Raw genomic sequence first — 23,199 nt, forward strand, 5'->3', positions numbered from 1 at the left:
GCGGCGATGCCGGCTGCTGTGGTGATCGGGGCGGGGATCGGCGGGCTGAGCGCGGGGATCGCGCTGCGCCAGGCAGGGTGGGACGTTTCCGTGCTGGAGCGCGCCGAGCGGCTGGAGCCGGTCGGCTCGGGGCTCGCCGTCGCGGTGAACGCGCTGCGCGCCCTCGACACCCTCGGGCTCGGCGACCGGGTGCGGGCGCTGTCGCGGGTGCAGGGGAAGCTGGGCGTCCGCCGCCCGGACGGCCGGTGGCTGGCGCACACGACGGCGGAGAGGGCCCGGGAGGAGTTCGACGACTCGGTGGTCCTGCTCGCGCGGGCCACGCTGGTGGACGTGCTGGCCGAGACGCTGGGCGCGGACGCCCTCCGCCTGGGCGTCACCGTGACCGGCGTGGACGCCGGCACGGGAGTCGTCCGCACGGATCAGGGCGAGCACGCGGCCGATCTGGTCGTGGCCGCCGACGGCATCCGCTCGGCGACCCGCCGCGCGCTCTTCCCCGGCCATCCGGGCCCCGTGTACGCGGGGGTGACGGCGTGGCGCGGGCTCGTGCCGTGGGACGGCGGCCCGCTGCCCAGCACCGAGACGTGGGGCAGGGGCCGGCTGTTCGGCGCCCATCTGCTGGCGGACGACGTCGTCTACTTCTACGCCACGGACCTCTCCCCCGAGGGCGCCGTCCACGGGGACGAGCGGGAGGAGCTGCTGCGCCGGTTCGGCGGCTGGCACGAGCCGATCCCGTCGCTGCTGGCCGCCGTCCGGCCGGAGCGGATCGTGCGGGGCGACGTCCACGCGTTCGCCACGCCGCTGCACGCCTACCACCAGGGGCGGGTGGCGCTGGTGGGCGACGCGGCCCACCCGATGACGCCGAACCTGGGCCAGGGCGCCTGCCAGGCCATCGAGGACGCGGTCGTGCTGGCGCACGCGGTGAGCGAGGGGCCGGCGCACGTGGCGGGGGGTGGCCTGGCCGCCTACTCGGCCGCCCGGCTGGAGCGGACGACCACGATCATGCGTCGCTCGGCGGCGGTCTGCCGGGCGACGAAGATCCGCAACCCGGTGGCGGTGTCGCTGCGCGAGGCCGCCACGGCCCTCGTGACCCGGTTCAGCTCCGGTCTGATGCTGCGGTCAGTGCGGGAGGTACTGGAATGGACTCCACCGCGGCGGGCCGCGAGTGGTCGGGGGCCAGCCGCCCGAGCGTGATCGTGCCGGCGACGGTCAGCGCCCCGGCGAGCAGCGCCGGGATCGCCGTGGAGGGGCTGGCCGGCAGCGGCTCGCCCAGCAGGATCGCCCCGGCCAGCACGGAGGTGACCGGGTCGACGACCTGCACGCCCGCGTACGCGATGCCGAAGTAGCCGACGGCGTACGAGCGCTGGAGCAGCACCACCGCGCAGACCAGCAGCACGGGCACGGCCAGCGTGAACCAGTGCAGCAGTCTGCCCCAGTCGCCCTGCATGCCGCCGCCCACCACGCGCACGAACGTGGACACGCTGGCCGTGACGGCCCCCGCGCCCACCGACATCAGCAGCGCCTTGCCGGGGCCGCGCAGCCGGCGGGCGCCGAGCTCGGCGGCCCCCGCGATCGCCGCGATCACGCCGATGAAGGCGAGCGCGGCGCCGTTGCCGAGGTGCGGGGTGACGTTGTGGGCCGGCACGAGCAGCATGAGCCACACGAGTCCGACGGCCACGGCGGCCGAACCGAGGACCTCGGCCCGGTACGGCCGGCGCCCGTACATCAGCGCGGCCAGCGGCACGGCGAACACGAGCGTGGCCACGCTGATGGGCTGCACCGCGACCAGCGGCGCGAAGCTGAGGGCGACGGCGTGCAGGCTCGCCCCTGCGAACCCGATGACCCCGCCGATCCACCAGCGGGGGCGTCGCACGAGCTTGAGCGAGGCGCCGGCCGCCACGGCCTCGAACTGCTGCAGGGCAGCCCCGAGCGCGTATCCCAGGGCTCCGAGCAGGGCGATGAGGAGTCCGGCCCAGGTCATCGGCGCCCACGCAGGGGCAGGGGAACGTGGAGGAGCATTGCTCCAGCTTATGAGGCGAGCGGAGCACAGGAATCATTCTTTAGGACAATTCAGCTCCCGGCCGCCGGGCTGACCGGCGTCAGGACCGTTCGGGGCAGACGCAGAACAGGTGCCCCTCGGGGTCGCGCAGCACGATCCAGCCGACGCCCTCGTCCGTGACGCCGGGCTGGAAGTCGGGCCTGGTCGCCCCCAGCGCGATGTACTCCTCGGCCGCCTTCTCCACGTCGGGGACCCGGAAGTCGAGGTGGAACTGCTTGGCCGGGCCGGGCCAGGGGGCGGGCTCGCGGTCGGGGACGCGACCGAAGTAGATGGCCGTGGTGCCGTCGCCGACGGCGGCGTACTCCTCCTCGGCGTACTGCAGGTCGAGGCCGGTGATCTGGTGGTAGAACTCGGCAAGCTTCTTGGGCTCCGCGCAGTCGATGGTGACGGCCAGGAGTTTCGCCTTCGTTGTCATGACTCGAAGTCTCGCAGCCGTACCTGCCATCTTCTGTCAGGTACGGCGAGCGATTGTCAGCGGCGCCGGCCGGTCGGCCCCAGGCGCTTGAGGATGCGGTCCCACTCGGTGCCGAACGGGTTGTCCTGCACCATGTACGTCCAGGTCGCCGTGGGCCGCTTCAGGTCGGGCTCGGGCGCCTCGAACGCCTCCAGCGAGCGCCGCTCCACCTCCGCCAGCATCGCCTTGTACTCGGCGACCGCCTCCCGGTGGAACTCGTCGACCGGGCTCATCCGGCCCAGGGCCCGCAGGTGGATGCCCTCGCGCAGGTCGGTGAGGAAGGCCAGGTGCTCGGTCCAGCAGCGGTCGATGGCATGCAGCACGATCTGCCGGGCCGTCTCCTCGCGGGTGTCCTCGGGCATGGACGCCCACCGCTCCGGGTCGCCCTCGGCCAGCGCCCGGGCGGCGGCGTCGCCGTGCAGGACCTTGTCGCGCCACTCCAGGATGAGCTCGCGCTGCTGCTCCAGCAGCCGGGTGTAGCGCCAGGTGTTGCGGTGGATCTGCAGGTTGACGCCCTCGGCGACGCGCTGGGCGTGGGCGACGATGTAGGCGCCGCGGCGGTGCCGGACCACGCCGTCGGCGTCGGGGGCGGGCGGCCGCTCGTCGGGCGCGAACTGGGTGACCAGGTCGTCGCGCATGCTGACGAAGAACACGGACCCGCCGGGGTCGCCCTGCCGCCCGGCCCGGCCGCGGAGCTGGCCGTCGAGGCGGCTGCTGGAGTGGCGGCCGGAGCCGATCACGTACAGGCCGCCCAGCTCGGCCACGCCCTCGCCGAGGCGGATGTCGGTGCCGCGGCCGGCCATCTGCGTGGAGACGGTGATCGCGTCGCGCTCGCCGGCCCGGGCGATGATCGACGCCTCCTCGGCGTCGTTCTTGGCGTTGAGCACGACCGGGTCGAGCTCGCGCCGCCGCAGCAGGCGGGCGAGGTTCTCCGACTCGGCCACGTCGAGGGTGCCGATGAGGATGGGTCGGCCGGTGGCGTGGACGGCCTGGATCTCCTCGACGAGCGCGGCCTCCTTCTCGGGCACGTCCGGGTAGACGCGGTCGGGCTCGTCCTCGCGGACGCAGGGCCGGTTGGACGGGATGACGGCGACCTTGAGCCCGTAGAACTCGCCGAGCTGCTCGCTGACCGCGACGGCCGTGCCGGTCATGCCGCAGATCTGCGGGTAGCGGCGGATCAGGCCCTGCACGGTGATGGAGTCGAGGATCTCGCCCTTCTCGCTGGGCGCGAGCGCCTCCTTGGCCTCCACGGCCGCCTGGAGGCCGTCGGGCCAGCGCTGGAGCAGCGCGACCCGGCCGCGGGAGGCGTTGATGAGCTGCACCTTGCCGTCGCGGACGATGTAGTCGACGTCGCGGGCGAGCAGGACGTGGGCGTGCAGGGCGAGGTTGAGCTCGATGAGCGTGCCGGGCTCGTTCTCGTCGTAGAGGTCGACGGCGAGGAGGTTCTCGACCGTGTCGGCGCCCTTGGGGGTCAGGTAGACGTTGCGCGCCTGGTCGTCCACCTCGTAGTGGTAGCCGCGGACGAGCTGCCTGACCAGGGCGGCCATCTCGGGCACGGCGCTGCCCGCGTCGGAGGCGCCGGCCATGACGAGCGGCACGCGGGCCTCGTCCACCAGCACGGAGTCGGCCTCGTCCACCAGCACGACCTCGGGGACGGGCACGATCAGCTCGGCCGGGTCGGTGCGCAGGCGGTCGCGCAGCACGTCGAAGCCCATCTCGCTGACGGCGCCGTAGGTGACGTCCTTCTCGTACGCCTCGCGGCGCTCCTCGTGGGTGGACGACTGGCCGACCCAGCCGACCGTCACGCCCATGGCCTCGTAGAACGGCGCCATCCACTCGGCGTCGCGCCGGGCCAGGTAGTCGTTGACGGACATGACGTGGACGCGCTTGCCCTGCAGGGCGTAGCCGGCGGCGGCCATCGCGCCGGACAGCGTCTTGCCCTCGCCGGTCGCCATCTCGGCGACCTTGCCGTCGAGCAGCGCGAGGGTGCCGAGGAGCTGCACGTCGTACGGCCGGAGCCCGAGCGAGCGGTCGGCGGCCTCGCGGGCGACGGCGCAGAACCTCGCCAGGTCGTCCATCGCGGGGCGCGGCAGCTCGTCCAGCGCGCCGATCGAACCGGCCAGCGCGCCGGCCGCCTTGACGACCTTCTGGTACGGGCCCAGACTCACCCCTCCCGGACGGTCCAGGAGGTTCTTCAAGATTCCGGAAATCGACGCCACAGTCCCTCCAACGCGCGCTCTGCCCGGCAGCGTTCCTCTCGTGCCCACCTCCACGAGTGTGTCCGAAGTGGGGAGCGGAGCGACGGTACGGCATGCGTCGCCGTACCGGACCCTAACCCATACGGGGACGTGCACGGCGTTCCGCGCCGCCGCCCCGCTCCCGGGTTCAGCGTGTCATCGCTGTTCCGGGCGTACGGCCGGCAGCACCACGGCGGCGACGAGGAGCAGGCAGCCCGCCCAGCCGAGCGCGCTCAGCCGCTCGCCGAACAGCAGCACGCCGAGAACGGCGGCGAAGACGGCCTCGCCGAGGGAGATGACCGACACGGTGGCGGCCCGCAGCGCGGTCAGCGCCCGGAAGAACAGCGCGTAGGCCAGCGCCGTCGGCACCGCGCCGAGATAGAGCAGCAGGGCCGCGGTCGTCAGGCTCGGCTCGGGCACCCCGCCGCCGACGAGCGCGAACGGCGCCAGGCACAGCGCGCCGACGACGAAACCGCCCACGGCCATGGCGCCGGAGTCGTCCCGGTGCCGCCGGGAGTACAGCGTCACCGCGGCGTACCCGGCGGCCGACAGCAGGGCGTACGCAACGCCGCTAAGCCGGCCGCCGCCCGCGAGCACGCTCTCGCCCGTGAGCAGGAACAGCCCGGCCAGTGCGGCGGCCAGCGCCAGCAGGCCGGTGCGGCCGGACCGCTCGCCGAGCAGCAGCCGCCCGCCCAGCTCGGTGATGACCGGGGTCGCGCCCATCGTCACCACGGTCGCGACGGCGACGCCGGAGCGCTCGATGGCGGCGAAGTACGCGGCCTGGTAGACGGCCATCCCGGCGCCCACGACGACCACCCGGGCGCTGAGCCGCGGGAGGGGAGCGCCGGTCAGGCGGAGGAGGCCGAGGAGGAAGGCGGCGCCGAGGACGTAGCGCCACAGGGAGACGCCGGCCGGGCCGAGCCCGGAAGTCTGGAACAGCAGCGATCCCGCGGCGCCGCCGGTGCCCCAGGCGGCCGCCGCCAGGGACACGTAGAGGGCTCCCCGGCGCGCGGAAAGGGAAACGGGGACAGAGGTCATGACAGATCTCTCCGGGTGGAGTGGTCGGAACGGGCCCGTACGCGGGCGGCGACCATCCCCGGATCGGCTCAGACCCGGCGAGATGTCAGCAGAAGAGGCCGCCCGCTACAGGGCGGGCGGCGGGGAGCAGATCAGACGTCGCGGCACGTCCCCCACCCTAGTGGTACGGACACAGCGCTGTCATGCCCGCGGCCTTCGTCAGGACTCGCAGGTTCTGTCACGGCTTGCGGGCGACGCCGCCGAGCAGGAGCTGCTCCCAGGCGGCCAGCGGGTGGGGCAGCCGGTCGTCGGGCCGCCACTCGGGGAAGTGGACCAGGCCGGGCTCCACCAGCTCCAGCCCGTCGAAGTAGCGGCCGATCTCCTCGCGGGAGCGGAAGTAGCCGGTGCCCATCGTGGCCTGGAGCATCACCTCCAGCGCCTTGGCCTGCGGGTTGGCGGAGGCCAGCATGTTGGAGGCGGCGAGGTGGCTGCCGGACGGCAGCACGTCCATGTAGCGCCGGACGACGCCGTGGGGGTCGTCCTGGTCGGGGAACAGGTGCAGCAGCCCGATCGCGAGCACCCCGACGGGCCGGGACAGGTCGATGAGCCGCCGCAGCTCGGGGTGGCCCAGCACGGCGGTGACGTCGCGGGCGTCGGCGGTGATGGCGGCCGCGAGCGGGTTGCCCTTGAGGATGGCCCGGGCGTGCGGCTCCACCATCGGGTCGCGGTCCACGTAGACGACGCGGGTCGAGGGGTCGGCGAACTGGGCGACCTCGTGGGTGTTCTCGATGGTGGGCAGGCCGGCGCCGAGGTCGACGATCTGCCGGATCCCGGCCTCGCGGACGAGGTAGTCGACGACCCGGCCGACGAACGCCCGGTCGCACCAGACCAGGTCCACCACCTCGGGCACGGCCTCCTTCAGCCGCCGGGCGACGGACCGGTCGGCAGCGAAGTTCTCCATGCCGCCGAGGAGGGCGTCGTGGACGCGGGCGACGCTGGGCGTGGACGGGTCGACGCCGGGCGGGGCCCACTCCTCATGGGACCACTCGCCGCTCGCCCACGCGCTGGAGGGACCGAGGCTCATCCGGACTCCCCTTTGATCGATGACGCGGATCGTACCGGGAGGCGGGGCTCGATGTCTGCGCCGTCTCCGCCGCTCGCCGCCCACGTGGCCACAGCTTTGGCGATGCTTTGACGAATTCTTGGCCCGAGGTTTACCTCCCGCCCTCCGGGTAGCCGGAGGGGGCCAAAGTACGAGACGGAAGCAGAGAGGACGTGAGCTTCATGGAGCTCTGGGACTATCGACCTGACGTCTACGACCGCGGCCAGGCGCTGGACATCACCGGGTACCACGTCCACGCCACCGACGGAAAGATCGGTTCCGTCGATGAGGCCACGTACGAGGTCGGCGCTAGTTATCTGGTCGTCGACACCGGTCCGTGGATCTTCGGTAAGAAGGTCATGCTGCCGGCGAGTGTCACCACCCGGATCGACCCCCAGGAGCGCGAGGTGCACGTCTCGCGCACCAAGGAGGAGATCAAGAACGCTCCGGAGTTCGACGAGGCTCGTTTCAAGGAGCCCGAGTACCGGACGGTGGTGGGCGACTACTACGGCCGGTGGACGCACTGACCTAGGCACAAAACGAAGGGCCGCACCCCTCGGGGTGCGGCCCTTCGTCGTCGCGGGGTCAGGGCCAGGAGGGGTCACCCTTCGGCTCGACCGGCGCCTCCAGCACGCCGAGGCGTTCCAGCAGGGTCAGGAAGGTCGCCGCGTACGGCGAGTCGGCCGTCACCGTCGCCACCCGCTGCCAGTCCACCTGCTCCCGCAGCGCCCGCACCTGCGGCAGCAGCGCGCCGTAGTCGCAGGCGTGCTCCGACAGCGGCATCAGCCAGGAGATCACCAGGTCCGTCGCCTCCAGGACGGGCACGATCACGGCGGACGCCTTCATCTGCTCAGCCCGCGCGATCAGCTCGGCGGTGATCGGACGGTCGGAGATGCGGAAGATGAGGTCCACCAGGCGACCGTCGTCGTACGCCTTGACCAGCCAGTCCTCCGGCGGCTTGGCCGTCTCGAAGCCGAGGCCGCGCAGCGCCTCCAGGGCGGCGGGGACGTCGTGCTCGGTGAGGACGAAGTCCACGTCGTGCAGCGAGGGCGCGGCGCCCCTGGCGTAGGCGGCGCACCCACCGGCCAGCGCGAACCGCACTCCGGCGTCCTTCAAGCCCGAGCTCGCGCGTTTGAGCGTGTCGAGGATCGCGTCGGTGACTTCATGACTGTGGCTGCTCATGTGATCGGGCTACCCTGCCGGTCTCCGGCTAGACGTCGAATCACGCGCAGGAGGCGCGGCAACGCGGGATTGTCGTTGCCGGCCCGCCAGGCGAGATCGAGCCGCACCGTGCCGGGCCCCGGGCCGCCCTCGGGCAGGCCGGTCACCGGCCGGAGCACGACGCCGTCCATACGCAGCGCCGCGGCCGCCGCGGGCACCAGGGCCAGGCCGAGACCCGCCTTCACCATCGCGAGGATCGTGTGGACCTGGCTGAGGTACTGCCGGTGGACGGGCTGCACGCCGGCCGCGCGGAAGAGCGCGATCAGCACCTCGTGGAAGTAGCGGGCCTCCGACGGCGAGTACATGATGAACGGCTCGCCGTCGAAGTCCGCCACGCCCGGGTACGGCGCGCGCACCGCGAGCGGGTGCCCCTCGGGCAGCGCGGCGAGCAGCGGCTCGCTGGTCAGGGGCGCGGTGCGGATGTCGGCCGTGCGCACCGGGGGCCGGACCATGCCGACGTCCACGGCGCCGGCCAGCAGCGCCTCGACCTGCGCGGCGGTGACCATCTCCCGCAGCACGAGCTCGACGCCGGGCAGCCGGGCCGCGGCCTCGGTGACGACGCGCTCCAGGAACGAGTAGGCGGTCGTGGCGGTGAAGCCGAGGGTGACCACCCCGGCGTCGCCGCGCGGGGTGCGGCGGGCGGTCAGCACCGCCTCCTGCGAGGCGTGCAGCACCTTGCGCGCCTCGGCGAGGAAGGCCCGGCCGGCCGGGGTGAGCCGGATCGTCCGCCGGCTCCGGTCGAACAGCTCGACGCCCAGCTCGCGCTCCAGCGCCTGGACGCGCCGGCTCAGCGGCGGCTGGGTCATGCGCAGGCGCGCGGCGGCCCGGCCGTAGTGCAGCTCCTCGGCGACCGCCACGAACCCGACGAGCTGCTCCATCGACACCATGGCCAGCAACGATACGTGGCGCGCATCGGACGATGCGAGAAGAGTGTTGGACCGGCATGAGTCCTGCGACCTAGCGTTACCGACATCGCCCCCGTCAGGGGACGTAACCCCCGCTCTTTCGCCTCGCAGGACCCCCACGAGGCGGAACCCCCGCATCGTGAAGGAGACCCGGATGACCCCCGGCGAGCTGAGCACCAGGCTGGCCTCAGGGCTGCTGTCGTTCCCCGTGACGCACTTCAAGGACGACCTGTCCTTCGACGAGGGCGCCTACCGCGACCACCTCGCCTGGCTCGGCGAGCACGAGGTGGCCGGGCTGTTCGCGGCCGGCGGCACGGGCGAGTTCTTCTCGCTGACCCAGGCCGAGGTGGAGCGGGCGGTGGCCGTCGCGGTGGACGCGACGCCGCCGGGCGTGCCGGTGCTGGCCCCGGCCGGTCACGGCACCGCGACGGCCGTCCAGCTCGTGCGCTCCGCCGAGCGGTCCGGGGCGGCCGGGATCCTGCTGTTCCCGCCGTACCTGACCGAGGCCGACGAGGAGGGGCTGGCCGCGCACGTCGCGGCCGTGTGCCGGGCCACCTCCCTGGGCGTGATCGTCTACAACCGGGCCAACGCCCTCTACTCCGCCGCGACGCTGGAGCGGCTGGCCGCCGAGCACCCCAACCTCGTCGGGTTCAAGGACGGCGTGGGCGACCTGGAGCAGATGACGCGGGTCCGGGCCCGGCTGGGCGACCGGCTGACCTGCATCGGCGGGCTGCCCACCGCCGAGCTGTTCGCCCTGCCGTACCAGGCGCTGGGCGTGAACACGTACTCCTCCGCGATCTTCAACTTCCTGCCGGAGTTCGCGCTCGCCTTCTACCACGCGGTGCGCGCCGGTGAGAGCGCCACGGTGACCCGCATGCTGAACGACTTCGTCCTGCCCTACGCCGACCTGCGCGACCGGCGGCGGGGATACGCAGTGAGCATCGTCAAGGCGGGCCTGCGCGCCGCCGGCCGGCCGGCGGGCCCGGTGCGTCCCCCGCTGGTGGACCTCACCGACGAGGAGCAGTACCGGCTGTCCGCGCTCGTCGGGCGGGTGAGCGCCTGAATGCTCGCGCGACACACGAGCAGATCCGGGGCGCGGAGCGCGTAGATCCGGGGAGCGGGGGTAGCGCCAGGCCCTATGACCGACTTTCTGGAGAAGACCGAACGCGAGTACCAGGGCGAGCACGACCGGCCGCTGGGCGGATACCTGCGCATCCTCACCGTGTACGGCGGGGCCGTCGCCGCGGCGGCGGGCCTGGCGGCGCTGACCGGGCGCAAGATGCCCGAGCAGGTCGGCGTGCTGGACCTGGCGCTGATGGCGGCCTGCACCCACAAGGTGTCGCGGCTGATCGCCAAGGACCCGGTGACGAGCCCGTTGCGCGCGCCGTTCACCCGCTACGAGGGGACGAGCGGACCCGCGGAGCTGAAGGAGGAGCCGCGCAACTCGGTCGGCGAGATGGTGACGTGCCCGTTCTGCCTGGCGCAGTGGACGGCCACGGCCTACGCTGCCGGGCTGGTGCTCGCCCCTCGGTTCACGCGGCTGGCCGGGGCGACGATGACCGCCGTGGCGGTCTCCGACTGGCTGCAGCTCGCCTACGCCAAGCTGATGCGCTCGGCGTCCTGACCCGGCCGCCGTTCAGCGCAGGCGGGGCAGGACCTCGCGGGCGTAGAAGTCGAAGAACGCGTCCTGCTCGGTGCCGATCTGGTTGATGTACACCTCGTCGAAGCCCGCGTCCACGTACGCGCGGATCGCCTGGACGTGCTTGTCGACGTCGGGGCCGCACGGGCTGGCGGCGACGGCCTGCTCCTCGGTGACCGACTGGGCGAGCTGCTCGAAGTGCCGGGGCAGGGGCAGGAGCTGCGACGCCTCGCCCTGGATGCCCTGGTTGGGCCACAGCCGGTGGACGGTCCTGCGCGCCTCGGCCTCGTCCTGCCCGTAGCAGACCTTGAGGCCGCCGAGCGCCGGCTTGCCCGCGCCGCCGGCCTTGTGGAACTGCTCCACCATCTCGGCGCTCGGCCCGGTGGAGATGTAGCCGTCGGCGATGCGGCCGGCCAGCTCGATCGCCTTGGGCCCGAAGCCGGACATGTAGATGGGCGGCGGCTCGTCCGGCAGCGTGTAGAGGCGGGCGGTGTCCACCCGGTAGTGGGTGCCCCGGTGCGTCACCAGCTCGCCGGTGAACAGCTCCCGCATCAGCCCGACGGCCTCCTCCAGCATCTCCAGCCGTTCGTCGGCGGGCGGCCAGCGGGACTCGATGACGTGCTCGTTGAGCGCCTCGCCGGTGCCGACGCCGAGCCGGAACCGGCCGTCCGACAGGGCCGCGGAGGTGGCGGCCGCCTGGGCGACGATCACCGGGTGGACCCGCATCAGGGGGCAGGTGACGGCCGTGGTGATGGGCAGGGACGTGGCCTCGGCGATCGCGCCGATCACGGACCAGACGAACGGGCTCTGCCCCTGCTCGTCCAGCCAGGGATGGAAGTGGTCGGAGATCCACAACGCCTCGAAGCCGGCCCGCTCGGCCGCCTTGGCCTGCCGGACCAGTTCCTGGGGGCCGTGCTCTTCGCAGGACAGGAAGTACCCGAAAGTGGTCATGCACCTCCACTTCCCGCCGCACTCCAGGAAAACATGTCATGCATCGGGAAGGGATGTTAAATGTCTTTCTGTACGGGCAGTAGCGGGCCATGGCTACTTTGCTGTGGATCATCGCGGTCGTTCTCGTCATCGCCGGAATCTATGTGATTCTGGCCCGTCGCGATCTCCTCTGGGGGATCGTCCTTATCGTCCTCGGCTTCCTCGTGGGCCCCGGCGGTGTCAGCATCTTCAATGTCTAGGGGCGCCGCGAACGCCCTCTCCGACCTCCGCCGGGTCGGTGACCGCCGGCCCGGTGGACCAATGCGTCAGGCTGTGTCATCACGTGTTATCCGCTTCGCCGCTTTATGCGGCGCGAGCTGAAATGTCATCGACCCGACGGAAAACCAGCCGAAGAAGATCGTCTAAGGTTTAGGCAGAACAAGAGGGCGGTCGCTCCCATCCGGAGCGACCGCCCTCTTGGTATTGGTGTTCCTTCGGCACCGCCCGCCAATCACCCCACGAGAGGCAGCCGGCAGCGCCGTGGCTAATCGCCGCATTCCAGGCAGTACACCGCGTACGCCTTGCCCAGCACGGGCAGTGCCACGTTGCGGACCCGGATGCCGCCCGGGGTGAGGCCCTTCTCCGCGCCCTTGTGGGCGTGGCCGTGCAGGATGAGGTCGGCCCCGGCCGTGTCCACGGCCTCGGCCAGCAGGTAGCTGCCGAGGAAGGGGTAGATCTCCAGCGGCTCGCCTTCGAGGGTCTCCTTGATGGGGGAATAGTGCGACAGGACGACCCGCCGATCGGCCTGCGTCTCCTTCAGCGCGATCTTCCAGCTCTCGGCGATGTACCGCGTGTGCGCCACGAAGTCCTTGATCTCGCGCTCGCCGAACTCGCTCGCGCACTTGCCGGCGAACCCGCCGCCGAAGCCCTTGCCGCCGACGACGCCCAGCTTGGTGCCGCCGCACTCGACCACCACGCCGTCGTCGTCGAGCACGATCACCCCGGCGTCGCGGAGCTCACTGGCGATCTCGTGCTGGAGGTCGGAGTGGTAGTCGTGGTTGCCGAGCACCGCGACGACCGGAACGGCCAGGTCGCGAAGCTCGTCGGCGACCACCCGGCCCTCCTCGAGCGTGCCGTGCCGGGTCAGATCACCGGCCAGCATGAGCACGTCGGCGCGCTCCTCGATGCCCTCCAGACGTTTGCGGTACTCACCCCGGACGTCCTCGCCCAGGTGGATGTCGCCTACGGCCGCTATGCGCACTTCAGTCAAGGTGCTCATCCTCTCCCGGCTCGTTGACGACGACGACCTTGATCTCGTTGTGCATCTTCAGATCCGGGGCGGCCTCGTGCGCCACCTCGCCGAGCCTCACGCGTTGGTCGTTCCCGCTCACCTGGCCGCGCAGGAACAGCTGGTCCCCTCTGACGTCGACGTGGATGCCGAGTTCGTGGGTCCGCGCGTCCTCGGCCAGCGCCTGCTGGATGCGGGCCGCGACGTACTGCGGAGCTTCCATGGGTTCCTCCTTCCTTGACGCCGCATGCCCGGGGACGCATTACTCAAACGAATCCCTCAAACGGCGCGTATCAGGTCAATCACGGCACGCTCCACGGCGCCATGGGTGGCGAGCTGGCCGAAGTCCACCTCGGCGCCCAGCTCCGTCAGCGCCGGCGCGATCGTGCGGCCCCGCTCGTACGCCTCGACCACGCGCGGATCCACGTACGACTCGCGCGCGACCGTGGGCGTGTTGCCCAGGTACTCCGACACCTCGCGCATCACCCGGGTGACCGCGCGCTTGCGCGCCGTCTTCCCCGCCCCCTCCCCCGCGTGCGTGGACACCGCGAGGCCGACGGCGGCCAGCACGGTCGCGTGCCAGGTGCGGAAGTCCTTGGCGGTGAAGTCGTCGCCGATCTTCTCGCGCAGGTAGTCGTTGATGTCGTCGCTGCGCACGTCGATCCAGCGGCCCCCGTCCCGGTAGCGCAGCAGCTCCCCCTCGGGATGGCGACGCTTGAGCGCCCTGATCACCGAGCACACGTCGGAGTCGGCGATCGCCACCTCGCGCTGGATGGCGCCCTTGGCCGGGTACGAGCAGGTGATGGCGCCCCGGGTGCACGTCACGTGCTCCATCCGGAGGGTGGCGAGGCCGTAGGAGTCGTAGTTCTCGCCGCCCACGCGGAAGAAGCCCACATCCAGCATCCGCGCGGCGGCGGCCAGCACCCGCTCCCGGGTCAGGCCCCTGCCGCGCAGGCCCTCGTCCACCGCCTTGCGGAAGCCGGGCAGCCGATCGGCCAGCTCCAGCACCCGGTCGAACTTGATGCGGTCCTGCTGCTCGCGCCACAGGTCGTGGTAGCGGTACTGGCGGCGCCCCGCGGAGTCGGTGCCCACGGCCTGCAGGTGGCCGTGCGGCGACACGCAGATCCACACGTCGGTCCACGCGGGCGGGATGGCGAGCGCCTTGATCCGCGCCAGTGTCCCGGCGTCCACGGGCGCGCCGTCGGCGTGGTGGTAGCTGAAGCCCCGCCCTCGGCGCCGGCGCGTGATCCCCGGCTCGTTGTGATCACTGGGATGCAGCTCGGACACGGCAGCGCGGCTACCCCGAACGTTAGGCACCAAACGGCACGGGCAGGTGAGGACCCATGTCTGAGAACAACCAGTGGGAAGAACGCTCGAGGACGGGCAAACCCATGGTGCCGGCGACGCCGAGGGACGTGGTGCACATCAGGGCGGGGTCCTTCATCCTCGTCTTCTGCTTCGCGCTGGCGGTGCTGGGCCTGATCGCCCACATCCCGGTGCTGACGGGCATCGCGGTCGTCGTCGCCGTGATCACGGTCATCGACATGGTGCTGGCCATACGGCGGCAGAAGCGCTCGAACGTGGGAGAGGCAGGATGAGCATGACACCGCAGCGAACCGACGCCGGTTCCCGGGCCCCGGCGGGGTCCCTCGCCGGGGCCGTCGCCGAGACGGCCGAGGGGCTGCGCCCCCACGACCTGCGCGGCAAGGTCGTCGTGGTGACCGGGGCGAGCGGCGGCGTGGGCCGTGCCGTGGTCCGCGAGCTGGGCGCGAAAGGCGCGAAGGTCGCGCTGATCGCCCGCGGCACGACCGGGCTCGGCGCCGCGGCCGTGGACGTGGGCGCGGCCGGCGGCAGCGGGAAGGTGTTCGAGGCCGACGTGGCCGACTACGAGCAGCTCCGGCGGGCGGCCGAGCAGATCGAGGCGGACATGGGGCCGATCGACGTGTGGATCAACGTCGCGTTCTCCTCCGTCTTCGCCAAGTTCACCGACATCACCCCCGAGGAGTACGAGCGCACCACGGCCGTCACCTACCTCGGCTACGTGTGGGGCACCAAGGTGGCCCTCGACCTCATGCGGCCCCGCGGCCGGGGCACGATCGTGCAGGCCGGCTCGGCCCTGTCGTACCGCGGCATCCCCCTGCAGTCGGCGTACTGCGGCGCCAAGCACGCCGTCAAGGGCTTCACCGAGTCGGTGCGCACCGAGCTGCTGGCCGAGGGCGGCGACATCAAGATCACCATGGTGCAGCTCCCGGCGGTCAACACGCCGCAGTTCGACTGGGTGCTGTCCAAGCTGCGCCGCCATCCCCAGCCGGTGCCGCCCATCTACCAGCCCGAGGTCGCCGCGAGCGGCATCGTGTACGCGGCCGAGCACCCGGAGCGCAAGGAGTACTGGGTCGGCGTCACCACCGCCGCGACGCTCGTCGCGCAGCGGATCGCCCCGGCGCTGGTGGACCGCTACCTGGCACGTACCGGGACGAAGTCTCAGGTCACGGACGACAAGACGCCGACCGGCGTGGCGAACCTCTGGGAGCCGGCCGACGAGGACAAGGACTACGGCGCCCACGGCAGCTTCGACCGGCGTTCGCACGCGCGCAGCCCGCAGCTCTGGCTGTCGCAGCACCGCCGGCCGGTCCTCCTCGGCCTCGCGGCGGGCGCGGCGGCGGCCGCGGTGTTCCTCCGGCGCGGGCGCTGACCGGTCGCGGCCTCCGCGCCGGCCGAGTCGGGACTCCCGCGTGGCGTGGGGCCAGAACTCCCGCGTTAAGCGGCTGAGAAGGGGTAGGCGGCGGACGACCAGAGGAGGCCCTGACCATGCCCGAACGCGACCTGCACTACCTGACCGAACTGGCCGGCCAGTTGCGCGTGGACTCCGTGCGCAGCTCGGCCGCCGCCGGGTCGGGTCACCCCACCTCGTCGATGTCGGCGGCGGACCTGATGGCGGTGCTGTTCGCCTGTCACCTGCGCTACGACTTCGACAACCCCGGCAACCCGGCCAACGATCATCTGATCTTCTCCAAGGGGCACGCCTCGCCGCTGCTGTACGCCCTGTTCAAGGCGGCGGGCGCCATCACCGACGAGGAGCTGTTGTCCTTCAGGAAGCGGGGCAGCCGGCTGGAGGGGCACCCGACCCCGCGCCTGCCCTGGGTGGACGTGGCGACCGGGTCCCTGGGCCAGGGACTGCCCGTCGGCGTGGGCATGGCGTTGGCCGGGCGGCTGGAGCGCCTGCCGTACCGGGTGTGGGTGCTGTGCGGTGACAGCGAGCTGGCCGAGGGTTCCGTGTGGGAGGCCGCCGAGCACGCGGGCGACGAGGGCCTGGCCAACCTGACGCTCATCGTCGACGTGAACCGGCTCGGCCAGCGCGGCCCCACCCGGCACGGCTGGGACACCGGGGCGTACGCGCGCAGGTTCGGCGCGTTCGGCTGGCACACCGTCGAGATCGACGGCCACGACCCCGGGCAGATCGACTTCGCGCTGGGCGACGCCTGCAACACCCGCCGGCGGCCCACCGTCATCCTCGCCAAGACCCGCAAGGGCGAGGGCGTCGTCGAGGTGGAGAACCGCGAGGGGGCCCACGGCAAGGCGCTCAAGGACCCCGACACGGCCGTCGCCGAGCTGGGCGGCGTGCGCACCCTCACCGTGGACGTGCACCGGCCGGAGATCACGCCGCAGCCGTACCGGTTCGATGACGGGCCGCTGACGCTGCCCGAGTACGAGCCGGGCACGCGCGTCGCCACCCGCACCGGGTACGGCGAGGCGCTGGCCGCCATCGGCGCGGCCCGCGGCGACGTGGTGGCGCTGGACGGCGAGGTGGCCGACTCCACCAAGACCCAGGAGTTCGCCAAGGCGTTCCCCGAGCGCTTCTTCGAGCTGTACATCGCCGAACAGCAGCTCGTCGCCGCCGCCGTCGGCATGCAGGCGCGCGGTTTCGTGCCGTACGCGGCGACGTTCGCGGCGTTCCTCACCCGGGCGCACGACTTCATCCGGATGGCCGCGGTGAGCCAGGCGTCGATCAGGCTCGTCGGCTCGCACGCGGGCGTGGCGATCGGCGAGGACGGCCCCTCCCAGATGGGGCTGGAGGACCTGGCGATGCTCCGCGCCGTGCACGGCAGCACGGTGCTCTACCCGTGCGACGCCAACCAGGCCGCGGCCCTGACCGCCGAGATGGCCGGCATCTCCGGTGTGTCCTACCTGCGGACCACCCGCGGCGACACGCCCGTGATCTACCAGCCCGGCGAGCGCTTCCCCGTGGGCGGCTCGCGGGTGCTGCGGCACACGCCGGCCGACCGGGCGACGATCGTCGCCGCCGGGGTCACCCTGCACGAGGCGCTCGCGGCGGCCGACGAGCTGGCCGCCGACGGGATCCCCGTGGGCGTCATCGACCTCTACTCCGTCAAGCCCGTCGACACGGCCGCGCTGACCGCCGCCGCCACCACGACCGGCAACCTCATCACCGTCGAGGACCACCGGCCCGAGGGCGGGCTCGGCGACGCGGTGCTGGACGCGGTGAGCGAGCTGGGGCCGCGCGTGGTGAAGCTGGCCGTACGGGGGCTGCCGGGATCGGCCACACCGGTGGAGCAGCTCGCGGACGCGGGCATCGACCGGCGCGCGATCGTCGAGGCGGTCAAGCGCCTCCTCTGACTCTGCGGATCCCCTGACTTCGAGGGGACCACTCAGGACGGCTCCGAGGGGGCGACTCTGCGCGGAACTCCCTGCGCGGATCTCCCTACGCGCCCCTCCTGCCGGGACCTCCCTGCGCGGACCCCCTGCGCGGACCCCCTGCCCGGACCTCCCTGCGCGGACGTCTCTGCCGAGACGCCGGGCACGAACGACGGCCCGCCGGGCGAGCGCCTGGCGGGCCTTGAGTGTGGACAAGGGCTCTGCGACGTCGACAGAGCCGGGTTGGACAGGGCTGAACCGTGGACAGGGCTGAGGGGCGGGCGTCCGGGTGGACCGGACCCGCCCGCCCGGCGCGCCTCCTAGCCGCGGGCCTTGGCGGTGGCCCGGCGGTTGGCCTTCTTGATGGCGTCGACCAGCTCCTGCTTGGTCATCCTCGACCGGCCGGTGACGCCCAGCTGGGAGGCCACCTTCTGCAGGTGCTCCTTGCTGGCGTTGGCGTCGACGCCCTCGGCCGTGCGGCCGGAGCGGTCCTTGGCGCCCTGGTCCGAAGGGCCCTTACTGGACTTGGGCTCCCAGTGGTCGCCGACCTTCTCGAACGAGTGCTTCAGCGCCGCGAAGGCCGTCATGTGGGCGCGGCGTCCCTCGCCGTACGTCTGCACGGCCGAGTCGTGCGCCTTCATCCACGTCTCCTGCGCCTTCTTGGGCGAGCGCCGGATCGTCGACGGCAGTTCGTCTCTGGCGGGCATGTCGGTTCACCTCCCTGCGGTTGCTTCGTCCCACTCGTGGCTTCGTGGGACTTCGTCCCACTCATGGTTGGGTGGGGGTGGTTACAGCGGGGGCTCGTCGTAGCGGCGGCGCTCCTCGTACACGGTGGTGCGGCGCGCCTCGGGCTCCTCATAGATCTCGTGACGGTGCACCGGCTCGTCGATGGGGCCGACAGCCCTGCGGGTGACCTGGATCCGGTAGATGCCGAACAGGAGCCCGATCAGACCCCCGAGCATGAGGATGACGCCGACGACGTTGATGTCGAGGCCTGCCAGGTCGAACTCGACGGCCCAGGTGAGGATCGCGCCAAGCATGATGAGGATGATGCTTCCGGCGATGGTCATTAGTACCTCCTTGACAAGAGGAACCTCTATCCACATGGCAAAAAACAAACCAGTAGTGATGGTCGGGCTTATGGGCTCCGGCAAGACGTCCGCGGGACGGCTCATCAGCCAGGCCCTTGACCTGCCGCTGAGCGACAGCGACCCGTTCCTGCGCGAGCGGTACGGAGCCTCGGCGGCGCAGATCGCGGCGAGCGAGGGAGCGGACGTCCTGCACGAGCGGGAGGCCGAGCACGTCCTGACCGAGCTCGCCGGCGATCCCAAGGTGATCACCGCGGCGGCCAGCACCGTCGAGGACCCCCGGGTGCGCGAGGCGCTGCGCGAGGCGTTCGTGGTGTGGGTGGACGCGCCCGACGCGGTGCTGGCCCAGCGGATGCGCTCCGGCGACCACCGGCCGGACTTCGCGCCGTCGGTGATGCGGGCGCGGCGCGAGCCGTACTTCCGCGAGGTGGCCGACGTCACGTTCGACGTGAGCACGATGACGCCCGAGGAGGTGGCCGAGGGGGCTTTGCGGGCCCTGGGATCACCCGCGCGTGACGGCGGCTGATCACGGTGTGGCCGTCCATGTCCGGGACGCTGGCATAATGATCATGACGCACGGGTCCTCCGAGGCGCGCGGAGGGCCTGTGACGTCCCCTTCCGTACCCCGTGCCACCGCCGAACCGGCATCCTGGGCGCGGAACGACCCCAACGGGCACAACCAATCCCGCCCCGGCGGCATCTAAGCATCAGTGACGATGCGCTTGGTGCCGGGCGACCCCGTGAGCCTCGGCGGCTACTGGCTGGCCGGACGGCTGGGTGCCGGCGGGCGGGGCGTGGTCTACGACGCCTACGACGACGAAGGACGCCGCTTCGCGGTCAAGGTGCCCCGGGGCGAGGTCGACGGCCAGCTCTCCGACGCCGTCTGGCGGGTCTCGCCGCGGCATTTGGCCCGGGTGGTCGGCGTCGGGATGGACGGCGCGGTGCCGTACATCGTGAGCGAGTTCGTCGCGGGGCCCGACCTGCGGCAGGCGGTGGAGCGGCACGGGCCGTACGCCGGCGGGGAGCTGGCCGCGCTGGCGGCGGGCATGGCGACGGCGCTGCGCTCCCTGCACGCCGTGGGCATCGCCCATCGCGACCTGCGGCCCGAGAACGTGCTGCTCTCCCCCTCCGGGCCCACCGTGATCGACCTCGGTGTGACGGCCTCCGGAACGGTCGGCACCCGTACGTACCTGGCGCCCGAGGTCTTCACCGGGCAGCGACCGGGGCCGGAGGCGGACGTGTTCGCCTGGGGCGGGGTGGTGCTGTTCGCCGCCACCGGCCATGACCCGTTCCGCGGGGAGAGCCTGGGCGGCGTGATGCACCGGCTGCTGGCGGTGGACCCCGACCTGGAAGCGGTGCCGGAGCCGCTGCGCTCCCTGGTCGGCCGCGCCCTGGCCAAGAACCCGGAGGACCGCCCGTCGGCCCAGGAACTCCTGGCCGGCACGAGAGATCTCACCATCACGCTGCGAGTGGACGACGTCGAGAGGGCCGTGGGCGCCGAGGAGGCGGTGCGCGCCGAGGGGGCGGTGGGTGCCGGCGGGGACTCGCTTGAGCCGCCACACACGCTGGCGGCGCCCGAGGGGCTGACGGGGCCACCGTCGCTGGGCGAGGTGGCCGAGCGGGTCTACGCGTCGCTCACGCCGCTCCAGCGGGAGGAGGCCCCGGGGCTGCTGCTGCGCCTGCTCGACGGGGACGACGTCCGCCGTGACGAGCACGGGGTCCTCGACCGGCTCACCGAGGCCGGTCTCCTCGTACGGCCGAGCGTGGCCGTACCGCCCCTCCTGGCGGAGGCGGGGACGCTCGTGGCCGTCAGCGGCGACCGCGTCGAGCCGGCCAGCGCCGCGCTCGCCCGCGCCTGGCCCCGGTTACGCGCCTGGGACGCCGGACGGACCTCCGCGCCGGACGCGCCGGCCGGAAAGGACGCGGCCGCGCCGGCCGCACCTGCCCGAGAGGACACGGCCGTGCCGGGAGGTGCCGGCGGCGGACGGACCACCTCCCTGGACCGTCCGGCCGGTGACGGACCACTCCGGCCGGGCAGGCGTGAGCCTGATCTCACCCCGTCACCCAGCCCCACCGCGTCGGCCGACCTCACGACGTCACCCCGCTCCACCGCGTTGCCCGACCTCACCGCGTCGCCTGGTTCCACCGCATTGCCCGACCTCACCGCGTCGTACGTCGCCCACCGGGCCATGCTCGCCGACCTGCGCCGCCTGACCGAGATGCTCCCGGAGGCCGCCGCCGTCCCCGCCGCGCGGGCGTCCGCGACCCGCTGGTACACCAGGTCGCTGCTGTCGGCCATCCACCACCACGTCCACGGGGACGAGGCCCTGTGGCCGCTCGTCGCCCGCGCCGCGGGCGACACCTTCGACCTCTCCCCCTACGCCGGCGGCCACGAGGCGCTCGACCCCCTCCTGGAGCGGTGCCGCGCGGCCGTGGACGGCGACCTCGCCCACCTGGGACGCGAGCTGAAGCCGGTGCTCGACCTCCTCGCCGCGCACATCGCCGGTGAGGAGGCCGAGCTGTTCCCGATCATCGCGGAACGGGTGCCGCCCGCGGCCTGGGCGCACGCCGAGAGGCGGGTCGCCGGCCAGGTGCCGGTGCGGCAGATGGCGTTCCGGGTGCCGTGGCTGGACCGGCACGCCACCGGCGACGAGACCGAGCGGATCCTCGCCGGGTCGGGCCGGTCGTCCAGGATGTTCCTGGCGCTGACCCGGCCCGGCTACAGGCGGCGCGAGCGGCTCGCCTTCGGCTAGCGGACCCCGCGCGCCGTCAGCTCTGGCAGGTGACGGGGCAGGCCGCCCCGGCGGAGGGCTTGTTGTGGCTCAGCACCTCCAGGCGTACGTTCCGCTGGTCTTCGTGGTCCGGTGCCAGTACGCGGCTGATCTCTCTACCGTTCAAAGATTCGTCAGAAACGCTTTCCCATGGGCTGCCGTGCCAGGGCGCAGGGTCAGGGCCCGTACGAGGTGGCCGGCGCGGACCTCCACGTCGAGCAGCGCGCCGCCGCCCAGGGGCCATCGGACGGCGACGGCCGTGCCGTCGAACCGGCCCTCCTGGCGGGCCCACTCCAGCCTGACGACGACGTCCGCGCCGAAGCCCGGCACGCACGGGACGGGCGGGTCGCCCTGGCACGGGCTTCCGGTGGGCGCCGGTCGCGCGCCCCACGGGGCTGCGGCCCCTTCGAGGCGGGCGAGATAGACGCGCCGGAGCCACGCGGGGGAGGCGAGCAAGGCCAGGACGCCCAGCGCACCCCCCTCGTCGGGCACGACGACCAGCGCGGGCGCGGCCCCCTCGGGGACGGCGGCCTCCTCGGAGAGGGCGGTCGCTGAGGGGGTGGTCGCGAAGGCGGCGCTCGCGCCCGTTGAGGGGGCGCTCGTCGAGAGGGCGGTGTCCGAGAGGGCGGTGGCGAGGTCGCGGGGTGGGGCGTGAGGGTCCACGCGCACGACGACGCCTCTACGGCCGTCCGCCGCCGGGGGTACGGTCAGCGGCCCCGAGGGGCGTGCCGGGTCCAGCGGGGTCTCCGGTCCGGGTGACGCTGATCGTACGGCGGTGACCAGCTCGCCCAGCGTGCCGCAGACGGTGGAGCCGCCGGTGGGGCGGGCGACGAGCCACCCGCCGGCGACGGGCGAGATCCGCGTACGGGATGACGGGCGCAGCCGGGAGACGGCGGCGGCCACGGCCGCGCGGGCGGCAGGACCGGCGACCCATGGCCGCGCCCAGTCGGCGCCCCCACGATCAGCCGCGCAAGCCCCGCACATCATCCGCTCCCTTCAAGCTCGCCACATGGCATCTCACCGCCAAGCGCCACGCCACCACGTCACCTCAGGGTCGCCCGTCGGGCTCAGGCCCCATGTCTCCGCCCGCCCCCGGACGGGGCGGTCGGCGTCTCGCCCACGCCATCGCGTCGTGGCCGCCTAGCCGGCCGCGCCACCCCACCAAGGCTCGCCACGCGCCGCCCTCCAGGTCCTCTGGGATCCTCCAGATCTCTGGGATTCTCCAAGTCCTCCAGGTCCTCCAGAGGCCCCCAAATGCTCCAAGTCCTCCGGGGGCCTACGGTCCTCCGGGGTCCTTCAGGTCCTCCGGGGCGGGGTCACGGCATGACGTCGCCCGAGTTGGGCCCCAGGGTCTGGCCGACGTAGAGGTTGCCGCCGGGGTCCGTGGCGAGGAGGACGGCCGTGGGCGCGACCTCCTCAGGGCGGCCGAAGCGGCCCAGCGGCAGCTCGGCCCGCTTGGCGCTCTTCCAGGCGTCCGTGATCCCGGCGACCATCGGGGTCTCGACGGGGCCGGGCGCGATGGCGTTGACCAGCACGTTGTGCTCGGCGACCTCCAGCGCGAGGGACTTGGTCAGGCCGATGACGCCCGCCTTGGCCGCCGCGTAGTCGCGCACGTCCACCTCGTGGACGACTCCGGAGCCACCCCCCCGCTCGACCTGGCGGAGGGTCTCGGCGGGGTCGTGCGGGTCGCCGGGGTAGGTGCCGCTGACCGTGCGCACGCCGTGGGAGGCGTACGCGACGGCCAGCGCGCGGCCGATGCCGCTGGCGGCGCCGGTGATGACGGCGACACGCTTCTCAGAGGCGGTGGAAGTCATGAAATCTCCGGAATTACGGGGCCA

General features: G+C 72.7%; 25 protein-coding genes. 10 read left to right on the top strand and 15 right to left on the bottom strand.

Annotation, left to right across the window (positions count from 1 at the left end; all coding sequences use genetic code 11):
* The first annotated feature begins 6 nt into the window (after positions 1–6).
* Positions 7–1,191 (top strand): FAD-dependent monooxygenase, encoded by a 1,185-nt coding sequence (locus tag AB0H81_RS11155; RefSeq protein ID WP_358372424.1) that lies wholly within the window; start codon positions 7–9, stop codon positions 1,189–1,191.
* Here the strand turns inward: AB0H81_RS11155 and AB0H81_RS11160 are convergent.
* From AB0H81_RS11160 to AB0H81_RS11180, 5 genes are all read right to left on the bottom strand, one after another.
* The gene (locus AB0H81_RS11160) at positions 1,094–1,978 is read right to left on the bottom strand and encodes a hypothetical protein (protein WP_358372427.1); all 885 of its coding nucleotides are present in this window, start codon (positions 1,976–1,978) and stop codon (positions 1,094–1,096) included. The two genes, AB0H81_RS11155 and AB0H81_RS11160, sit on opposite strands and share 98 nt — an antisense overlap.
* A gap of 118 nt (positions 1,979–2,096) precedes the next feature.
* Positions 2,097–2,471 carry a VOC family protein gene (locus tag AB0H81_RS11165; RefSeq protein ID WP_358372430.1) on the bottom strand — a complete coding sequence of 125 codons (375 nt, stop codon included), beginning with the start codon at positions 2,469–2,471 and terminating at the stop codon, positions 2,097–2,099.
* A gap of 56 nt (positions 2,472–2,527) precedes the next feature.
* Positions 2,528–4,678, bottom strand: coding sequence for an accessory Sec system translocase SecA2 (gene secA2 / locus AB0H81_RS11170; protein WP_358372433.1), 2,151 nt, complete (start codon positions 4,676–4,678; stop codon positions 2,528–2,530).
* Between the two features lie 225 nt (positions 4,679–4,903).
* Complete coding sequence (locus tag AB0H81_RS11175; protein WP_358372436.1) at positions 4,904–5,785, bottom strand: EamA family transporter; 882 nt, start codon at positions 5,783–5,785, stop codon at positions 4,904–4,906.
* 217 nt (positions 5,786–6,002) lie between these two features.
* On the bottom strand, positions 6,003–6,848 hold the full coding sequence (locus AB0H81_RS11180) for an SAM-dependent methyltransferase (RefSeq protein ID WP_358372440.1): 846 nt from the start codon (positions 6,846–6,848) through the stop codon (positions 6,003–6,005).
* Positions 6,849–7,048: 200 nt separating this feature from the next.
* Between AB0H81_RS11180 and AB0H81_RS11185 the strand changes: the two genes are divergently transcribed.
* The gene (locus AB0H81_RS11185; RefSeq protein ID WP_358372534.1) at positions 7,049–7,393 is read left to right on the top strand and encodes a PRC-barrel domain containing protein; all 345 of its coding nucleotides are present in this window, start codon (positions 7,049–7,051) and stop codon (positions 7,391–7,393) included.
* A 58-nt stretch (positions 7,394–7,451) separates the two neighbouring features.
* On the opposite strand, the gene AB0H81_RS11190 is transcribed toward AB0H81_RS11185, so the two are convergent.
* Positions 7,452–8,048: a nucleotidyltransferase gene (locus AB0H81_RS11190; RefSeq protein ID WP_358372442.1), complete on the bottom strand. Its 597-nt coding sequence runs from the start codon at positions 8,046–8,048 to the stop codon at positions 7,452–7,454.
* The gene (locus AB0H81_RS11195) at positions 8,045–8,974 is read right to left on the bottom strand and encodes a LysR family transcriptional regulator (protein WP_358372445.1); all 930 of its coding nucleotides are present in this window, start codon (positions 8,972–8,974) and stop codon (positions 8,045–8,047) included. Before AB0H81_RS11195 ends, AB0H81_RS11190 begins: the two co-directional genes overlap by 4 nt.
* 172 nt (positions 8,975–9,146) lie before the next feature.
* Between AB0H81_RS11195 and kdgD the strand changes: the two genes are divergently transcribed.
* Both kdgD and AB0H81_RS11205 read left to right on the top strand, forming a co-directional pair.
* Positions 9,147–10,055: a 5-dehydro-4-deoxyglucarate dehydratase gene (gene kdgD / locus AB0H81_RS11200; RefSeq protein ID WP_358372447.1), complete on the top strand. Its 909-nt coding sequence runs from the start codon at positions 9,147–9,149 to the stop codon at positions 10,053–10,055.
* A gap of 75 nt (positions 10,056–10,130) precedes the next feature.
* Positions 10,131–10,616 (top strand): DUF1360 domain-containing protein, encoded by a 486-nt coding sequence (locus AB0H81_RS11205; protein ID WP_358372450.1) that lies wholly within the window; start codon positions 10,131–10,133, stop codon positions 10,614–10,616.
* Positions 10,617–10,628: 12 nt separating this feature from the next.
* Here the strand turns inward: AB0H81_RS11205 and AB0H81_RS11210 are convergent, their stop codons facing one another.
* Positions 10,629–11,582 carry an LLM class F420-dependent oxidoreductase gene (locus AB0H81_RS11210; protein ID WP_358372452.1) on the bottom strand — a complete coding sequence of 318 codons (954 nt, stop codon included), beginning with the start codon at positions 11,580–11,582 and terminating at the stop codon, positions 10,629–10,631.
* 89 nt (positions 11,583–11,671) lie between these two features.
* Here AB0H81_RS11210 and AB0H81_RS11215 point away from each other — a divergent pair, with 89 nt between their 5' ends.
* Positions 11,672–11,821: a GPGG-motif small membrane protein gene (locus tag AB0H81_RS11215; protein WP_175593845.1), complete on the top strand. Its 150-nt coding sequence runs from the start codon at positions 11,672–11,674 to the stop codon at positions 11,819–11,821.
* 284 nt (positions 11,822–12,105) lie between these two features.
* On the opposite strand, the gene AB0H81_RS11220 is transcribed toward AB0H81_RS11215, so the two are convergent.
* The 3 genes from AB0H81_RS11220 to AB0H81_RS11230 are packed head-to-tail and all read right to left on the bottom strand — an operon-like array spanning position 12,106 to position 14,136.
* Entirely contained in the window at positions 12,106–12,822 is a 717-nt protein-coding gene (locus AB0H81_RS11220) for a metallophosphoesterase (RefSeq protein ID WP_358372537.1), read from the bottom strand.
* A gap of 1 nt (position 12,823) precedes the next feature.
* On the bottom strand, positions 12,824–13,072 hold the full coding sequence (locus tag AB0H81_RS11225) for a BON domain-containing protein (RefSeq protein WP_253773343.1): 249 nt from the start codon (positions 13,070–13,072) through the stop codon (positions 12,824–12,826).
* A 56-nt stretch (positions 13,073–13,128) separates the two neighbouring features.
* Positions 13,129–14,136, bottom strand: coding sequence for a DNA topoisomerase IB (locus AB0H81_RS11230; RefSeq protein WP_358372455.1), 1,008 nt, complete (start codon positions 14,134–14,136; stop codon positions 13,129–13,131).
* Between the two features lie 56 nt (positions 14,137–14,192).
* On the opposite strand from AB0H81_RS11230, the gene AB0H81_RS11235 reads away from it, so the two are divergent.
* The 3 genes from AB0H81_RS11235 to AB0H81_RS11245 all read left to right on the top strand — a co-directional run bounded on the left by AB0H81_RS11235 (position 14,193) and on the right by AB0H81_RS11245 (position 17,484).
* Entirely contained in the window at positions 14,193–14,447 is a 255-nt protein-coding gene (locus AB0H81_RS11235; protein WP_358372457.1) for a hypothetical protein, read from the top strand.
* Positions 14,448–14,449: 2 nt separating this feature from the next.
* Positions 14,450–15,541 (top strand): SDR family oxidoreductase, encoded by a 1,092-nt coding sequence (locus tag AB0H81_RS11240; RefSeq protein WP_358372460.1) that lies wholly within the window; start codon positions 14,450–14,452, stop codon positions 15,539–15,541.
* 116 nt (positions 15,542–15,657) lie between these two features.
* On the top strand, positions 15,658–17,484 hold the full coding sequence (locus tag AB0H81_RS11245) for a transketolase (RefSeq protein WP_358372463.1): 1,827 nt from the start codon (positions 15,658–15,660) through the stop codon (positions 17,482–17,484).
* Between the two features lie 338 nt (positions 17,485–17,822).
* Here the strand turns inward: AB0H81_RS11245 and AB0H81_RS11250 are convergent, their stop codons facing one another.
* Both AB0H81_RS11250 and AB0H81_RS11255 read right to left on the bottom strand, forming a co-directional pair.
* Complete coding sequence (locus AB0H81_RS11250; protein ID WP_358372466.1) at positions 17,823–18,209, bottom strand: ChaB family protein; 387 nt, start codon at positions 18,207–18,209, stop codon at positions 17,823–17,825.
* A gap of 81 nt (positions 18,210–18,290) precedes the next feature.
* The gene (locus AB0H81_RS11255; protein WP_310713359.1) at positions 18,291–18,572 is read right to left on the bottom strand and encodes a hypothetical protein; all 282 of its coding nucleotides are present in this window, start codon (positions 18,570–18,572) and stop codon (positions 18,291–18,293) included.
* A 58-nt stretch (positions 18,573–18,630) separates the two neighbouring features.
* Here AB0H81_RS11255 and AB0H81_RS11260 point away from each other — a divergent pair, with 58 nt between their 5' ends.
* A complete protein-coding gene (locus AB0H81_RS11260) occupies positions 18,631–19,116 on the top strand; it encodes a shikimate kinase (protein ID WP_358372469.1) in 486 nt (161 codons plus the stop codon).
* A 190-nt stretch (positions 19,117–19,306) separates the two neighbouring features.
* The gene (locus tag AB0H81_RS11265) at positions 19,307–21,343 is read left to right on the top strand and encodes a protein kinase (RefSeq protein WP_358372540.1); all 2,037 of its coding nucleotides are present in this window, start codon (positions 19,307–19,309) and stop codon (positions 21,341–21,343) included.
* Between the two features lie 141 nt (positions 21,344–21,484).
* On the opposite strand, the gene AB0H81_RS11270 is transcribed toward AB0H81_RS11265, so the two are convergent.
* Positions 21,485–22,348, bottom strand: a complete 864-nt coding sequence (locus AB0H81_RS11270) for a hypothetical protein (RefSeq protein WP_358372471.1) — start codon at positions 22,346–22,348, stop codon at positions 21,485–21,487.
* A gap of 329 nt (positions 22,349–22,677) precedes the next feature.
* Positions 22,678–23,175 (bottom strand): SDR family oxidoreductase, encoded by a 498-nt coding sequence (locus AB0H81_RS11275; RefSeq protein WP_358372474.1) that lies wholly within the window; start codon positions 23,173–23,175, stop codon positions 22,678–22,680.
* Positions 23,176–23,199: the final 24 nt, after the last annotated feature.

The sequence above is a fragment of the Nonomuraea sp. NPDC050691 genome (assembly GCF_040654455.1).
Lineage (GTDB): Bacteria > Actinomycetota > Actinomycetes > Streptosporangiales > Streptosporangiaceae > Nonomuraea.

Bases quoted from the DNA above. Each gene is read 5' to 3' on its own strand.
- AB0H81_RS11155 (WP_358372424.1), top strand. From the start codon at position 7: ATGCCGGCTGCTGTGGTGATCGGGGCGGGGATCGGCGGGCTGAGCGCG.
- AB0H81_RS11160 (WP_358372427.1), bottom strand. From the start codon at position 1,978: ATGACCTGGGCCGGACTCCTCATCGCCCTGCTCGGAGCCCTGGGATAC.
- AB0H81_RS11165 (WP_358372430.1), bottom strand. From the start codon at position 2,471: ATGACAACGAAGGCGAAACTCCTGGCCGTCACCATCGACTGCGCGGAG.
- AB0H81_RS11175 (WP_358372436.1), bottom strand. From the start codon at position 5,785: ATGACCTCTGTCCCCGTTTCCCTTTCCGCGCGCCGGGGAGCCCTCTAC.
- AB0H81_RS11180 (WP_358372440.1), bottom strand. From the start codon at position 6,848: ATGAGCCTCGGTCCCTCCAGCGCGTGGGCGAGCGGCGAGTGGTCCCAT.
- AB0H81_RS11185 (WP_358372534.1), top strand. From the start codon at position 7,049: ATGGAGCTCTGGGACTATCGACCTGACGTCTACGACCGCGGCCAGGCG.
- AB0H81_RS11190 (WP_358372442.1), bottom strand. From the start codon at position 8,048: ATGAGCAGCCACAGTCATGAAGTCACCGACGCGATCCTCGACACGCTC.
- AB0H81_RS11195 (WP_358372445.1), bottom strand. From the start codon at position 8,974: ATGGTGTCGATGGAGCAGCTCGTCGGGTTCGTGGCGGTCGCCGAGGAG.
- kdgD (WP_358372447.1), top strand. From the start codon at position 9,147: ATGACCCCCGGCGAGCTGAGCACCAGGCTGGCCTCAGGGCTGCTGTCG.
- AB0H81_RS11205 (WP_358372450.1), top strand. From the start codon at position 10,131: ATGACCGACTTTCTGGAGAAGACCGAACGCGAGTACCAGGGCGAGCAC.
- AB0H81_RS11210 (WP_358372452.1), bottom strand. From the start codon at position 11,582: ATGACCACTTTCGGGTACTTCCTGTCCTGCGAAGAGCACGGCCCCCAG.
- AB0H81_RS11215 (WP_175593845.1), top strand. From the start codon at position 11,672: ATGGCTACTTTGCTGTGGATCATCGCGGTCGTTCTCGTCATCGCCGGA.
- AB0H81_RS11225 (WP_253773343.1), bottom strand. From the start codon at position 13,072: ATGGAAGCTCCGCAGTACGTCGCGGCCCGCATCCAGCAGGCGCTGGCC.
- AB0H81_RS11235 (WP_358372457.1), top strand. From the start codon at position 14,193: ATGTCTGAGAACAACCAGTGGGAAGAACGCTCGAGGACGGGCAAACCC.
- AB0H81_RS11240 (WP_358372460.1), top strand. From the start codon at position 14,450: ATGACACCGCAGCGAACCGACGCCGGTTCCCGGGCCCCGGCGGGGTCC.
- AB0H81_RS11245 (WP_358372463.1), top strand. From the start codon at position 15,658: ATGCCCGAACGCGACCTGCACTACCTGACCGAACTGGCCGGCCAGTTG.
- AB0H81_RS11250 (WP_358372466.1), bottom strand. From the start codon at position 18,209: ATGCCCGCCAGAGACGAACTGCCGTCGACGATCCGGCGCTCGCCCAAG.
- AB0H81_RS11255 (WP_310713359.1), bottom strand. From the start codon at position 18,572: ATGACCATCGCCGGAAGCATCATCCTCATCATGCTTGGCGCGATCCTC.
- AB0H81_RS11260 (WP_358372469.1), top strand. From the start codon at position 18,631: ATGGTCGGGCTTATGGGCTCCGGCAAGACGTCCGCGGGACGGCTCATC.
- AB0H81_RS11265 (WP_358372540.1), top strand. From the start codon at position 19,307: ATGCGCTTGGTGCCGGGCGACCCCGTGAGCCTCGGCGGCTACTGGCTG.
- AB0H81_RS11270 (WP_358372471.1), bottom strand. From the start codon at position 22,348: ATGATGTGCGGGGCTTGCGCGGCTGATCGTGGGGGCGCCGACTGGGCG.
- AB0H81_RS11275 (WP_358372474.1), bottom strand. From the start codon at position 23,175: ATGACTTCCACCGCCTCTGAGAAGCGTGTCGCCGTCATCACCGGCGCC.